General features: G+C 44.4%; 15 protein-coding genes and 1 pseudogene. 4 read left to right on the top strand and 12 right to left on the bottom strand.

The features are described 5' to 3' along the window. Nucleotides 1–280 (bottom strand): annotated as a pseudogene (locus AB6E78_RS16405) (signal recognition particle-docking protein FtsY); the annotation flags it as partial. 230 nt (nucleotides 281–510) lie between these two features. Here AB6E78_RS16405 and rsmD point away from each other — a divergent pair. Both rsmD and AB6E78_RS16415 read left to right on the top strand, forming a co-directional pair. Beyond that, on the top strand, nucleotides 511–1,113 hold the full coding sequence (gene rsmD, locus AB6E78_RS16410) for a 16S rRNA (guanine(966)-N(2))-methyltransferase RsmD (protein WP_372133956.1): 603 nt from the start codon (nucleotides 511–513) through the stop codon (nucleotides 1,111–1,113). Between the two features lie 10 nt (nucleotides 1,114–1,123). Further along, entirely contained in the window at nucleotides 1,124–1,390 is a 267-nt protein-coding gene (locus AB6E78_RS16415; RefSeq protein WP_016784000.1) for a DUF1145 domain-containing protein, read from the top strand. 117 nt (nucleotides 1,391–1,507) lie between these two features. On the opposite strand, the gene AB6E78_RS16420 is transcribed toward AB6E78_RS16415, so the two are convergent. The 4 genes from AB6E78_RS16420 to AB6E78_RS16435 all read right to left on the bottom strand — a co-directional run bounded on the left by AB6E78_RS16420 (nucleotide 1,508) and on the right by AB6E78_RS16435 (nucleotide 4,564). Next, nucleotides 1,508–2,092, bottom strand: coding sequence for a YhgN family NAAT transporter (locus AB6E78_RS16420; RefSeq protein WP_017063768.1), 585 nt, complete (start codon nucleotides 2,090–2,092; stop codon nucleotides 1,508–1,510). Between the two features lie 222 nt (nucleotides 2,093–2,314). Then, nucleotides 2,315–2,551 carry a YecH family metal-binding protein gene (locus AB6E78_RS16425; protein WP_017061034.1) on the bottom strand — a complete coding sequence of 79 codons (237 nt, stop codon included), beginning with the start codon at nucleotides 2,549–2,551 and terminating at the stop codon, nucleotides 2,315–2,317. Nucleotides 2,552–2,641: 90 nt separating this feature from the next. Next, on the bottom strand, nucleotides 2,642–3,262 hold the full coding sequence (locus AB6E78_RS16430; RefSeq protein WP_017061033.1) for a lysoplasmalogenase: 621 nt from the start codon (nucleotides 3,260–3,262) through the stop codon (nucleotides 2,642–2,644). A gap of 927 nt (nucleotides 3,263–4,189) precedes the next feature. After that, nucleotides 4,190–4,564, bottom strand: coding sequence for a hypothetical protein (locus tag AB6E78_RS16435; protein ID WP_004736595.1), 375 nt, complete (start codon nucleotides 4,562–4,564; stop codon nucleotides 4,190–4,192). A 244-nt stretch (nucleotides 4,565–4,808) separates the two neighbouring features. Here AB6E78_RS16435 and AB6E78_RS16440 point away from each other — a divergent pair, with 244 nt between their 5' ends. After that, nucleotides 4,809–5,138: a DUF2500 domain-containing protein gene (locus tag AB6E78_RS16440; RefSeq protein ID WP_017061032.1), complete on the top strand. Its 330-nt coding sequence runs from the start codon at nucleotides 4,809–4,811 to the stop codon at nucleotides 5,136–5,138. Between the two features lie 60 nt (nucleotides 5,139–5,198). Here AB6E78_RS16440 and AB6E78_RS16445 read toward each other — a convergent pair whose 3' ends face one another. From AB6E78_RS16445 to rhtB, 7 genes are all read right to left on the bottom strand, one after another. After that, the gene (locus AB6E78_RS16445) at nucleotides 5,199–6,212 is read right to left on the bottom strand and encodes an acyltransferase (protein WP_017061031.1); all 1,014 of its coding nucleotides are present in this window, start codon (nucleotides 6,210–6,212) and stop codon (nucleotides 5,199–5,201) included. Between the two features lie 169 nt (nucleotides 6,213–6,381). Next, a complete protein-coding gene (gene arsJ / locus AB6E78_RS16450; RefSeq protein ID WP_372133957.1) occupies nucleotides 6,382–7,602 on the bottom strand; it encodes an organoarsenical effux MFS transporter ArsJ in 1,221 nt (406 codons plus the stop codon). A gap of 96 nt (nucleotides 7,603–7,698) precedes the next feature. Then, on the bottom strand, nucleotides 7,699–8,190 hold the full coding sequence (locus AB6E78_RS16455) for a cyclin-dependent kinase inhibitor 3 family protein (protein ID WP_372051976.1): 492 nt from the start codon (nucleotides 8,188–8,190) through the stop codon (nucleotides 7,699–7,701). A 22-nt stretch (nucleotides 8,191–8,212) separates the two neighbouring features. Beyond that, a complete protein-coding gene (locus tag AB6E78_RS16460; protein WP_372098457.1) occupies nucleotides 8,213–9,214 on the bottom strand; it encodes an ArsJ-associated glyceraldehyde-3-phosphate dehydrogenase in 1,002 nt (333 codons plus the stop codon). Nucleotides 9,215–9,387: 173 nt separating this feature from the next. Further along, a complete protein-coding gene (locus tag AB6E78_RS16465; RefSeq protein ID WP_017063763.1) occupies nucleotides 9,388–9,729 on the bottom strand; it encodes a metalloregulator ArsR/SmtB family transcription factor in 342 nt (113 codons plus the stop codon). Nucleotides 9,730–9,828: 99 nt separating this feature from the next. Beyond that, on the bottom strand, nucleotides 9,829–11,049 hold the full coding sequence (locus tag AB6E78_RS16470; RefSeq protein WP_372104435.1) for an EAL and HDOD domain-containing protein: 1,221 nt from the start codon (nucleotides 11,047–11,049) through the stop codon (nucleotides 9,829–9,831). 45 nt (nucleotides 11,050–11,094) lie between these two features. Then, nucleotides 11,095–11,712, bottom strand: a complete 618-nt coding sequence (gene rhtB, locus AB6E78_RS16475; RefSeq protein ID WP_372133958.1) for a homoserine/homoserine lactone efflux protein — start codon at nucleotides 11,710–11,712, stop codon at nucleotides 11,095–11,097. Nucleotides 11,713–11,793: 81 nt separating this feature from the next. Between rhtB and AB6E78_RS16480 the strand changes: the two genes are divergently transcribed. Next, entirely contained in the window at nucleotides 11,794–12,774 is a 981-nt protein-coding gene (locus tag AB6E78_RS16480; RefSeq protein WP_372133959.1) for an alpha/beta fold hydrolase, read from the top strand. Nucleotides 12,775–12,936 lie beyond the last annotated feature (162 nt).

A 12,936-nucleotide genomic window follows, 5' to 3' on the forward strand; every position in this document is an offset into this window, starting at 1 on the left:
CTTCTGCTTCTGCTTCTGCTTCTGCTTCTGCTTCTGCTTCTGCTTCTGCTTCTGCTGCGACAGGTTGCTGCTCTTGTTGAGCTTCTTCAAGCGCTTGCTCAGATTCAGTTGGCTTAACTTGTTCAGCTTCAGGCGCGACCTGTTCAGCCTCAACTTGTGATTCAACTTCAGTTTGATCTTCAACGCTTTCTACGTTCGCTTCATTCTGAGTTTTTGGGCTTTGTTCTTCTTCACCAAAACCAAGCCACGATAATAATCCGCGCTTCTTTTTTTCCGTCATCAGAGGAGTTTCCTAGATCTACTAATTAGCTGTATTGACTTAATACACGTCGACTCTTTGCTATTGTTATACAATACAAGCTTGTACAAACGAATAGTAAAGAAAAATGACAAAGCAGTGATAAGTTTGCTTTTAGCTTGATACACTTTGTCATTGCAAATTTATTTAATACACGAACCCACTTAAATTGGGCTCGGTATAGTATCACTTTATTAGCGGTCAAAAAATCTATGGTAAGACGTCGCCAGCAAAACACATCACAAAAAAAGCCATCCGGAGGCTTTGTTCGAATTATTAGTGGCTCATGGAGAGGTAGAAAGCTGCCTGTTCATGATTTAGAAGGATTACGCCCAACCATTGACCGAGTAAAAGAAACACTCTTTAACTGGGTGGCTCAAGATATCCCACATTCAACTTGCTTGGATGTATTTGCCGGTTCTGGCGGTCTAGGTTTTGAAGCAGCTTCTCGCCAAGCCAAAATGGTGACACTGCTCGAAATGAATCAAAAGGCGGCTAAACAGCTTTCTGATAACGCGAAAGAGCTCAAGGCAGACAACATTAATGTCGTGAATACTGATGCTATCTCTTTCCTTAAGAAACCAGGCACTCCTTACGATATGGTTTTCCTTGATCCACCATTTCGCAAAGGCTTACTGGCAGAAACAGTACAACTGCTTGAGAGTAACGGTTGGCTTGCAGACAAAGCCATCATTTACGTCGAGACAGAGAAAGAACTGAAACTCGAAGCTATGCCAGAGAACTGGGAATTGCATCGCGATAAGACCACCGGACAGTCAAGCTACCGACTGTTCAATCGAATTACTGAAGAATAGGAGTTATTGAATGAAGTTCTTGCTTCCACTAGCAAAAGCAGCCATCGCCTTTGTTTGGTTTATCTTGATCGTAAATATTTTCTACCCGTTCCCGGGTAATGCTGCGATTGCGCTTTATATCATGACAGCATTCTTGTTCTTCATGCACGGCCTGCAGATGCTGATTTTCATCGGTGCTTTCGGCGACAAGATCGAGATGTCACGTTGGGAGAAGTGGTCAATATTGATTTTCGGTGTCTTCGCCTTACTCGATATCCGACGCAAACACATGATGTAATCGAGCTTAAGCCCAGATATAAAACGCTTAGCTACAGAAAACATCATGACAGAAACAGTAGAGACAAAAACGCCGCTCATTTGAGCGGCGTTTTTTTATTCAGCAATGATATTGATGTTAGCCCATGTAGCCTTTCACACCATCGAGGAACATTTGCGTCGACAGCATAACCAACAACAAGCCCATCAAGCGTTCGATGGCTTTAAGACCTCTCTCTCCCAGCACTCGCAGGAAGAAGCCATTAAACATCAGAATAAAGAAGGTAGCACCCCAAGCCAGCATCACTGCGCCTGAAAGCTCTAACATATTGTCAGGGTGCTGTGTCGACAACAGAATCAATGCCGCAATCACTGAAGGGCCAGCAATCATTGGGATCGCCATCGGCACAATAAACGGTTCTTCACCCGCCGCGAGGCCAGTAATACTACCCGCACTTGGGAAAATCATCTTAATCGCAATGATGAATAGAATAATACCGCCAGAGATACTCAAGGTTTCAGGCTGCACGTGCAGGAAGTTCATGATGCTTTGACCAGCAAACAAGAACAACAGCAGGATAACCAGCGCAAACATCAGTTCACGAACAAGAACAATACGGCGACGCTTCGGATCAATATGCTTAAGGATAGAGAGCACGATTGGTAGATTGCCAAGCGGGTCCATAATAAGAAACAGCATGGTTGCTGCAGATAAAATTTCCATAAGTTTGTCTCGAAAAGCGTAAGTGCGCGGAGTATAGCAGCCTCAACATTGATTTTCGAACGCAGTAATAAAAGGATTAACTTATGTAATTAGAAGGGAATTTTGCGAGAGCAAATAGAAAGGAAAAAGGAAAAAGAGAATTTAAAGAGTGAAGCCGAAACGTCGCATCCACTCTTCTTATCGATAAAAGCCAAAAGGCTCTAAAAACCAAATCTCTGGGAATTAGTGGTTACACACACGTTCGCGATTAGTGCAAAGCTTGTCATCAATAACCACGACCTTTTCCATCTTCAGGAAAAACTTCAGCAATCCATCTAAATCCAGACCGTTCAGCTTACACGTATGAAAACGCGCTTCTGCGCCATAAGTTTGAGCGAGTTCTTGCGTCAACTCTTCACGAGTCAGTGGCTTTTCACTCAGTAGGTTTAAAACGTTGTGTGCATGAATTTCGGTAGTCATAACTCTATCTCATGTTTAATGAATTACACGTAGAGTACCGAGTTTTAGCAACGCCGTTTTGATGTAGCTCAGGCTTGAGAGAGCTCTACCCTAAATAGTAATCGATGCGACGATGAATGCGTGTGCGAGAAAGTAACTGCCCGTTACCCAAAAGTAAGCGCCCTTGATTGGGCTGCGGTAACTGTTTAGCGCATAAGCTAAGGCCGAAAGGAGCAGCACGCTACAGCCAGCAAAACCGACCGCGTGTGATAACTGAGGATCCAGCAGCCAAACCTCACCAGAAGCCCATGCTAACTGAATAAGCACAATGCCCATGATGACCACGGGAAAAACGAGTTTGTCTAAGCGTGGCAGCAGTAAAAAGAAAGCAACAACGCAAGCTGCCAATAACAGCGCGAACAACCACCAAACCATTTCACCTGATAGCTGTAACCAAAAAGCTTTGCTGTAACAGAGTTGAGCCAATAAGAAGCAGACAAAATGCAGAGGGCGTTTTTGAGTGAGAGTATGAAGCACATCTGCGATCGCAGAGATAGCCAACCCCGCAACTATCCAATAGGTAAAGTCAGCCACAACCGACTGAGTTAAAGCAATTGTCGCTAATAATACAAAGGTAAATACCTTATACGATAAGGCCTGACCGATATGTCCATGTTTCGTTCCTGCTATTGCTCCGATACCAGATAAGGAAACCGCTAACCAACTCCACATACCACTTGCCCTATTGCTTTAAATCGTCGCCAGTCTAGGCACACGAGTGTTGATGTAAAGCCTCAGCCCCTCAAAATTGGATCTTGATTACGCTTCCACTAAAAAGAGTCTCTTTAGATTGAAGTCGTAACAATTACCACCATGACAATGGCCATTCGTTTAAAACTAGAACGAATCATCATAAAACCCATTCAAACTGGCATTAGAGTCGCCATACTTGAATTTTGGCCAATTCTAACCTATCGACCCCACCAAAACCGGCCTAATTCCGTAAAATACCACACTTAAAAAATTAAAATAACCACATTTAAAGTAAATAATAACAATAACTTAAGTAAAAAAACTCAAGATTAATAGGAAAATAAAAACGCCAACCAAGCCTAGACTTGTAAAGTAGCCAGTTTTCTTTTTTAACGCCCAGTTTTGTCAGGTTATTTCAAGCCTCCGGTAAAAATCGCCACAAAAACCAAGCCGAAAACTTAAAAAACCAACCAAAACCAACCTAGCCACCACCAACCTCTATTAATACAGTTTAACAACCTTTAACAATATAAATTACACAAAACAACCATTACAAAACAACAAGTTAAATCAAATTAGAACAAACATAAATCACAACGAACAAATTAAGAACACACCATAAAACACAGTTAAACACTGCCAAACAAGCCAAAAACTCATAGTTTTCTACTACTTTTAAAGCTTTCGAAAGTAATTCTTGATCTAAGGCCATAAGTAGTGCTATTCTTTAAAACATAGCGAGAGACAACCAAATTTAGGAGTAGTGTTATGATTTCATCTTCGCAAAGACAAGGACTTGTAATGATCGCGGTAGTTGTAGGTCTAATGACACTACCGATGATGTACTAAGCAAGTTACAGATAAAAAAAGGGACGCCATGAGCGTCCCTTTTTTTGTTCAATTTTTTCACTTCGAAAACAGATGCAGTGTTAGCACATCCCAGTTCGCATAATAGAAACCTGCGGCAGCTAAAGTCATTGCCATCATCAGTAAGATCGCAACTCGCCAGATAAAACGACCACTACGTGGAGTCAGCTCCTTCTCACAGTCGTTACACATCATGATGAACTTATGTTGGTCTTCCAACTTAGCCTCATGTTCATTGACTACCTTATTACGACACGTTGCGATATAGCGCAGCTTGCTCACCATATCGTGCGGTAGCCTTTCTTCACAGCTTGTTACAAGCTCATGCAATCCTTCGCCTTCGGCATGATATTGAAGCCTCAATAATTTCTCTATATTGCGAGTTCTTGTCACCACTTTTTCAATATCGGTCATCTTAGCCCTCCCACTCCACACTATAATTCTAGTCGAGCATTTCCCTATTCTTATACAAAATCACTGTTATTTACGAGAGAAAGAGACAATAAATAACAATGCTTTATCCCAAACTGACCATTAAATGTGATGTCTGCCGAAAAATAATCAGCTTGGCTTACAACAGTTCACGAATAACGGCTTTAAACACATATCCCTATTGCCTGAAAGACTAGAATAACCATCACGACTACATGGAGGTTATATGCCTAATTCACTCTTTTTTGCCATCTTTGCTCTCGCTGCTCTAGCGGCTTGGGTATTTATTGGTTTCTATCGAAAACACTCGCAAGGTGAAAATGCGCCAGAGAAGAAAGTGAATGTCACGGTGTTAGACAAACAATCGATCGACCTTCCTGACGCAGAACCGGGCCAAGAAGATCAAGAGTACTGGATTTACGTTCAACGTGGTGTGGTTGGTCCGAAGCGAGAATTCCAAGTCGGCATCCACTATTTCCACGCCCTTAACCCTGGCGACAAAGGAACCTTAACCTACCAAGGCGATAAGTTCTTACACTTTGCGTTGAAGCGCTAAACGTCAGCCGCTTCAACTGTCGTCCCTAAGCAATCCATCAGAAAGCCTTAGCAATCACCGCTAAGGCAATAACCAACGCGTTTTCTCTGACTTAGACACCAACCAGCTCATCCATAATGCGCCAGCTCCGCTGATCACAATCCATAATGGAATAACCCATGCCGGATGTCCTTGGTACCAACCAAACTCTTTCATCGGCCACAAGAAAATCGGGTGCAGCAGGTAAATACCTAAGCTGTGCTTACTGATAAAGCCAACCACTTGGTTACTCTTCTCAGACAGGCCTTCACCATAGTAACGGCATACCATGAACACCATGCTCGCGGCTAATACGGTATTCAACGTTTTGTAAGATAGCCAGCGCCCTACCGTGTACTCTTCTGCTACCAAGCTTGCATCAACCACCATGTAAACCGTGGTTAGTAACGCTAGCCCACCCAGTAACACACTCACGCCAACGGTCATCTTGTTAAGTGGCACAATCTTATACAGCAAGTAACCCAATGGTAAGTAACCGGTGTACAACCACAATTCGTGACTCCAAGGGCCATCGATTTTCAGTAAGAACAGCAATGTTGTGAACAACCATACCGCCGTAAAGGCATAGACCGATCTATCACCGTACTTTCTAACCATGATCTGCAAGAACGGAATCACAAAATAGAGTGGGATGAAGTAATAGAAGAAACCAAGGTGGTAATAGGTGTAATGATGGTAGCTATTAAGCAACACGTCCCAACTGACGTCGGCATCAAAGCCCATTGCCGACCAGCCCGACAGATAGGTATAGAAAAGCGACCAGACAATGAAAGGTATCAGTACCTTGCCCAAACGACGCTTGAGGTAGTATTTGGCGTCAAACGGGCGCTGATCACTGAGCATCAGTGCGCCAGTAATCAAAATGAACACAGGTACTGCCCAGCGGCTGAAACCGTTTACCGTAATGGCAGTAAGCCATTCACCGAAAGGAATAGTGCCCAACTCATTGCGATAAGGCGCCAAAACATGAATCGCGATAACCGCTACGGCCGCGACACATCGTGCTAAATCAAAAAAGAGAATTCGCTGCTTCATGTAAATGCCTGATTAATATTCAATCATTCTACTATAGCAATAAAAAAGCTGACCGGAATAAATACCAAGTCAGCTTAGTGTTAAAGGAGATACTTATCGCGAATTTAGCTCATACGACTCTAGCTTCTGCGACTTGAGCTCTCACAAATGAGGCTCATGTGGCTGAAGCTTATGCCGCTGAAATTTGCGGCACTTTCGGTAAACGCAGAGAGATCACCGTCGTTATCGCCAAGAATGCGAAGGAAACCCACAGACACGCAGACAAACCTGCCATTTGGAATACCAAGCCCGACAATATCGTGCCAATCAAACGGCCCATCGCGTTTGCCATGTAGTAGAAACCGACATCAAGAGAAACGCCATCGCCTTTCGCATAACTCACAATCAAATATGAGTGAAGTGATGAGTTCACCGCAAAGATGACACCAAAAACCATCAAGCCACCGATAATAACTAACTCGGGTTGCCAGCCAATCTGTACCGCATAAGCGATAGCAGCGGTCACTATAGCCAGCGCACCAGCCCATAACAGCGCGGCATGGCCATCTGGCACCTTACCTTGAGCTTTACCAGTAATCTTCGGCGCTATGCCCTGTACAAAGCCATAAGCGATAGTCCAAGCAGCTAAGAAACCGCCAACCCATGAGTGATCCCAACCAAACACACTGCCTAGGTAAATCGGCAAAGCAATCACAAACCACACATCACGAGCGCCAAACAGGAACATACGTGCTGCGGATAGGATGTTGATGGATTCAGACTTAGAGAAGATCTGTTTGAACTTAGGCTTGATTTTCGCTTTGCCCATGTCCGCTTCTAAGCTCAACACACTGCCAACGAAGACCAATGCCAACACGGCTGCCATCGCGAGCACGGCGTATTGGAAGCCAATCGTTGAAAGCAGTAAACCACCAATAAAGAAGCCTGCCCCTTTAAGCGCATTCTTAGATCCGGTCAGAATCGCAATCCACTTATAAAGCGCGCCTTGTTGTTCATCAGGAACCAGAGTCTTAATTGAGCTCTTGGCACTCATCTTATTGAGGTCTTTAGCGATACCAGACAAGGCTTGCGCCGCCATGACCCAAGGAATGGTCAGCATTGCCGTTGGCACCGCGAGCATACCCAAGGCGACGACTTGCATGCCTAACCCAATGTTCATGGTCTTATTGAGGCCAAGACGCGCCCCTAACCAGCCACCGATTAGGTTAGTCACCACACCAAAGAATTCATAGAAAAGGAACAGTGAGGCGATTTCTAACGAACTGTAGCCAAGGTCGTAAAAATACAGAACCACCAACATGCGAAGTGCACCATCAGTAATAGTGAAGTTCCAGTAGTTAAAAGTCACCAACATGTATTGGCGAACGCTCTTACTTAGATTTGAAAACATAACGCTATCTCTGCAATCTAAACAAAAAGAGCTTTTGGATCATGATAAGTTCAACACTCCAGATACCAAAAGCTCCCTGTCTAACACTGATGACTATTAGCTATTCGCTACGCCATTAATGTATTCAACCTGGATAGGTTTAGTGAAGGCACCTGGACGCAGTGCCTGCACCTCTTGAACTACCTTGCTCAAATCCCAGCCTTTTTCTAACAGTAGGTGAGCTGCGAACAAACCAGTGCGACCAGAGCCGCCCATACAATGCATTGCAACCTTGCCGCCGTTATCGACGATGTTATGTAGCTCAGGGCTAGCTGCTTGCCACTTCGCAGCAAAACCAGCACCCGGTGCACAGTCGTCTTCAATTTCGATCTGGAACCATTGCATACCTAACGCACGTGTTTTTTCACCAAGTGCCGCCACGTCTTTGCTTGCAAGCTCATGGTCATCAAGTGCTGTCACGATAGCTTCAACGCCTTGCTCTTTTAGCTGAGCCAGTGATGCATCAAGCGTTGCTTCTTTTGTACCTGGGCATGGAGTCAGGATTAGCGCACCTTGCTCTAGGTCTAGTTGCCATGTTGGATGTGTCATTATATCTTCTCCAGATTCTTAATTAAGCAAGGCCAACGGTACGAACTAGCTCAGCGGTACGTGTCGCGTAACCCATCTCGTTGTCGTACCAAGCGTAAATCTTAACCATGCGCTTACCGACCAACATCGTTGATAGTGCATCCACGATTGTTGAGCGTTGGTCGCCTTTGTAATCGATAGAAACCAGTGGACGCTCTTCAAAGCCAAGAATGCCTTTTAGTTCATTCTGAGACGCTTCTTTCAGCATCGCGTTAACTTCTTCTACCGTGGTGTCTTGCTTCACTTCGAAGATGATGTCAGTCAGAGAAGCATTCGCTAGAGGTACGCGAACTGCGTGGCCGTTGATGCGGTTTTCAAGCTCTGGGAAGATCTCAACAATCGCCTTAGCGCTACCCGTTGTTGTTGGGATAAGGCTCATGCCACATGCACGTGCACGGCGTAAGTCTTTATGGGGCGCATCAAGAATAGTTTGCGTGTTAGTTAGATCGTGAATAGTGGTGAACGCTGCGTTCTCGATACCAAGCTTCTCGTTGATTACCTTAACCACAGGAGCGATACAGTTCGTTGTACAAGACGCTGCCGTTACGATTTTGTGTACCGCAGGGTCGAAGATATTGTCGTTCACACCAACCACGATGTTTGCAATGCCTTCTTCTTTCACTGGCGCCGATACCACAACGCGCTTCACGCCTTGCTCTAGGTATTTGTTTAGGAAAGAAGTCTTACGGTGAACGCCGGTCGCTTCGATAACCACATCGCAGCCAGACCAATCGATCGCATCGATGTCGCGCTCTTGTGTGGTCTTGATGCGCTGGCCATTAATGATCATCTCATCGCCTTCTGCAGTTACTTCGTGGTGAAAGCGACCTTGAACTGAATCAAATTCTAGAAGGTGGGCCAGTGTTGTTGTGTCGCCAGCAACATCGTTAATTTGAACAAATTCTAGCTCATCCCAATCGAATGCTGCGCGAAGTGCTAGACGGCCGATACGACCAAAACCATTAATACCTACTTTGACTGTCATTTTCTGTTCTCTCAGTTAATTGCCTTCATATTTGAAGCCGCAGCGTTGTTGACTACGTTCACTTACCGGAGCGCCGGCCGCCCTAATTACATAGAGCCACTATGCTCATAGGGATAAGTTCACTTGTCGCCTAGCTGCAACTACAACTATTTCGGCATTAAGTTTTAATGTATTTAAACGCAACATACTGGGCGTGAGTTCATCGACTCTAAGCGCTCAATATCTTGCTGGTATTCAGTTTTCAAACAGTTCGATGCAATAAGGTCGTCAATTAACTTTAGCATCCAACCTGGTAAATCTTGTGACAGGCGGTAAAACACCCACTGCCCCTGGCGAACATCAATCAAAACACCGTTTGAACGCAGCTGCGCAAGATGGCGTGAAACCTTTGGCTGACTTTCTTGCAATGCCTGAGTCAACTCACCAACCGATAAGCACTCATTGCGAACTATCAACATTAAGCAACGCACTCGCGTTTCATCGGACAGTAATTTAAAAAATTGGTGAGGAAGCATAACTACATACTCATATATGGATATGCGCATATATTAGTTGTAAAAAAACGCACGTCAAGGCGTGCGTTTCAATTGTCATAAAAGTTTAACGAAGAAATATCAGAGCTTGTTGGTCACGGTATGGCTCCAACGGCGCGCTTCAGTAAGCTCCGTTTTAACCTGATCCACGCTTAATCCTAAATCGGCGCAGTGCTCATCAATCTGTTGCCAATCGGCATGCTCAAAGCTCTCTTCAAGTGCGAGCAAGGTACCATATGGCCCTTCTCTACGTAATAGAGCAACCTTGATGCTTTTACACAGCGGCAACTGCTCGACTAAGTTATCTAACGACAAGTCCAACAGAGCATCCAACAAGGAGAATAAGCCAATCATAAAGGCCTGTTCTCTGTACCCTTCAAATGCCTGATAACGAGACATACGTTGGCAGAACTGAGCTCGCTGAAGCGATAAGCCATATAGCTCTTTTGGCTTCTTATCAGAGACATAAGACGCCACCGCCAACGAGACAAACATTTTCAGCTTCTCTTGCCCCAGATAAACCAAAGCCTGGCGGAATGAAGAGATGGTAACCTCAAGGCGAGGTGACATGGTATTCACAAAACGCAGTAACTTATACGACAAGGCGACATCTTTCGCGACGATGCTTTCGACACGTTGGAAGTTGACTTCCGGCTTACACACTTCTTGGAACAGCTCCATAGCAATTACTTGCTCAGGGCTAATGTACTTGGTCTTGATGATTTCAGGTTTGCTGAAGAAGTACCCTTGGAAGAACTTAAAACCCGCCTCTTTCGCTTGCTTAAACTCTTGCTCAGTTTCGACTCTTTCAGCCAGAAAGCTAAACTTCTTCCCTTGATGCGCCCTAACCAAATCACACGCTTCATCCAAACCCATCTGCATAATATCGAGCTTTACGATATGCGTGTATTTAAGGAAACGTTCCCATTCTGGGGTCGAAGTAAAATCATCTAGGGCAATCATGTAACCCGCTTGGTAAAGGTCTTTAACCGCTTCCAACAATTCATCTGTTGGTTTACAGGTTTCCAGAATCTCTACCACCACCTTATCTTTCGGCAAACTTAAGGGCAGTCGACGAATCAAACTTTGATAAGGGAAGTTGATAAAGCAGCGTGAAGATGGAATAGAAGGGTTAAGACCAACAGACAAGAAGTTCTCAACAATCAGACGATACGTTGCTCGATTAGACTCAATATGCGCTGGGTACGCATTCTTTTCTCCATCGCGAAATAACAACTCATAGCCGAGTGTATTCCTCTTGCGATTTAAGATAGGTTGTCGAGCAACGTATGTAGCGGTCATTTCTTGATAACTCTGATTGGTTTAACTATAACTCAGTCGCTTAATCTAAGCTTTCGCGGCAGCTAGCAAAGCACCGCAGCCCATGAACATACCACCAAATATTTTATTTATCTTACCCATTATGCGATCAGAGCGAATAAAACGTCCCATTTGTGACGCTAATGAGGTGTAACCCAACATAACAACGCTATCAATGAATACTGTCGTCACACCTAGCACTAATAACTGAGGTGTTTGAGGTTGTGTAGGGTCAATAAACTGAGGAAACAAAGCCACCAAAAACACGATTGATTTCGGGTTAGTTAGGTTGATAAGCACAGCGTTTCTCAGCAGTTTGCCACTCGACAGAGTAGAGCTTTCTTCAGATGCTACTAGGCTCGAGCTATCACGCCACTTTTGAATACCTAACCAAAGTAAGTACACCACGCCGACCCACTTAATAATGGTGAACGCCAACGCAGACTTAGCAACGAGTGCACCGATACCCGCGCCCACTAGCATAATGTGAAACGCAAGACCAAGCTGTAAGCCAACAATTGATGCGAGTGACTTTTTAGTGCCATAGCTAAGCCCATTACTGATTGAGTTAACGGTACCCGAGCCCGGAGCCAAGCTAAACAAAATCGCTGTGACAACATAAGCAAGCCAAACATGAGTATCCATTTGCATTTCCTTACTAGTTCTTTAATCTAACAACATTAGTAGCAATAAAGCTCTCACACGCATCAGTTCAGGTAATTTCCCATGGAAAACCACAGCGAAGCCACCTTCCCTTACACTCAAGAACCTCAGTTCGATCATGCGATTAAACACCCGATCAACGCTCTTTGGCAACAAAGAAAAGAGGGGTATTTAACATCGTCTGGTAAAAAGAAACTGTACTGGTGCAGCCTCACCTCAGAGAAGCACAGCAAAGCCATTGTGATTTCAAATGGCCGTATTGAATGCTGCCAAAAATACCAAGAAATCTTTTATGATTTTTATCAACAAGGCTATGACGTTTATTCATTTGACCATCAAGGTCAAGGCCAGTCGGAACGTATGGTAGCAGACTCTGACATTGGTCACATTCATGATTTTGATGATTATGCATCTGATATGTCTGACATGATTGCCAGTTTTGACCTCAGCAAGTATGCCAAGCGATACCTGTTAGCCCACTCAATGGGTAGCACTATCGCAACACGCTATCTACAAACCCATCCAGACCACCCATTTGATAAGGTCACCTTGTGCGCCCCAATGTTTGGTATCAACACCGAGTGGTACTTAAAGCCTATCGCGATGATTGTTGGGCAAGTGCTTACCGCTTTTTATGCCAAGCCAACTTACGCGCCGGGCCAGCAAGCATATTATTCGAAGCCTTTTGAAAACAACTTACTGAGCCACAGTAAGGTTCGCTATCAGTGGTTCCGTCGCTTATATGACGAGTCTCCATCTTTGCAGGTGGGTGGACCAAGCACGCGTTGGGTGTGGCAAGGGTTAATGGCCGCCAAGCAAGCAATTCAACAAACTCGTCAAATCAAGATCCCTCTGCTATTGATTCAAGCTGGGGATGAAAAGATTGTCAGTAACAGTGCTCAAGTAAAGTTCATCTCTAAGCTGAAGAAAACCAACTCTGATTGTCAGTTTAAGTTGATTGAGGGTTCTAGGCATGAGGTGTTGTTTGAGCAGGATGAATATCGCAATCAAACACTGGATGCGATCAATCAGTTTTTCGCCTAGAGCTAATAGGCTAAGCAACCTACCAAGAAAATAAGCGCTAAAGAGGAAGAGAAGTAAGTGAGCTTTGCCCTCTTTTCTTGCATGAATTTGGCATACAATTTCTACCTAGAGATATTGTAGTTAAAACGATTCTAGCGCTGGCTAGCGTCAATATTGGTTAAG

Origin of the sequence: Vibrio sp. 10N.247.310.98, assembly GCF_041467395.1 — a bacterium.
GTDB classification, from domain to species: domain Bacteria; phylum Pseudomonadota; class Gammaproteobacteria; order Enterobacterales; family Vibrionaceae; genus Vibrio; species Vibrio crassostreae_C.

Excerpts from the sequence above, each read along its gene's own strand:
- rsmD (WP_372133956.1), top strand. The coding sequence starts at position 511 with ATGGTAAGACGTCGCCAGCAAAACACATCACAAAAAAAGCCATCCGGA.
- AB6E78_RS16415 (WP_016784000.1), top strand. The coding sequence starts at position 1,124 with ATGAAGTTCTTGCTTCCACTAGCAAAAGCAGCCATCGCCTTTGTTTGG.
- AB6E78_RS16420 (WP_017063768.1), bottom strand. The coding sequence starts at position 2,092 with ATGGAAATTTTATCTGCAGCAACCATGCTGTTTCTTATTATGGACCCG.
- AB6E78_RS16425 (WP_017061034.1), bottom strand. The coding sequence starts at position 2,551 with ATGACTACCGAAATTCATGCACACAACGTTTTAAACCTACTGAGTGAA.
- AB6E78_RS16430 (WP_017061033.1), bottom strand. The coding sequence starts at position 3,262 with ATGTGGAGTTGGTTAGCGGTTTCCTTATCTGGTATCGGAGCAATAGCA.
- AB6E78_RS16435 (WP_004736595.1), bottom strand. The coding sequence starts at position 4,564 with ATGACCGATATTGAAAAAGTGGTGACAAGAACTCGCAATATAGAGAAA.
- AB6E78_RS16440 (WP_017061032.1), top strand. The coding sequence starts at position 4,809 with ATGCCTAATTCACTCTTTTTTGCCATCTTTGCTCTCGCTGCTCTAGCG.
- AB6E78_RS16445 (WP_017061031.1), bottom strand. The coding sequence starts at position 6,212 with ATGAAGCAGCGAATTCTCTTTTTTGATTTAGCACGATGTGTCGCGGCC.
- arsJ (WP_372133957.1), bottom strand. The coding sequence starts at position 7,602 with ATGTTTTCAAATCTAAGTAAGAGCGTTCGCCAATACATGTTGGTGACT.
- AB6E78_RS16455 (WP_372051976.1), bottom strand. The coding sequence starts at position 8,190 with ATGACACATCCAACATGGCAACTAGACCTAGAGCAAGGTGCGCTAATC.
- AB6E78_RS16460 (WP_372098457.1), bottom strand. The coding sequence starts at position 9,214 with ATGACAGTCAAAGTAGGTATTAATGGTTTTGGTCGTATCGGCCGTCTA.
- AB6E78_RS16465 (WP_017063763.1), bottom strand. The coding sequence starts at position 9,729 with ATGCTTCCTCACCAATTTTTTAAATTACTGTCCGATGAAACGCGAGTG.
- AB6E78_RS16470 (WP_372104435.1), bottom strand. The coding sequence starts at position 11,049 with ATGACCGCTACATACGTTGCTCGACAACCTATCTTAAATCGCAAGAGG.
- rhtB (WP_372133958.1), bottom strand. The coding sequence starts at position 11,712 with ATGGATACTCATGTTTGGCTTGCTTATGTTGTCACAGCGATTTTGTTT.
- AB6E78_RS16480 (WP_372133959.1), top strand. The coding sequence starts at position 11,794 with ATGGAAAACCACAGCGAAGCCACCTTCCCTTACACTCAAGAACCTCAG.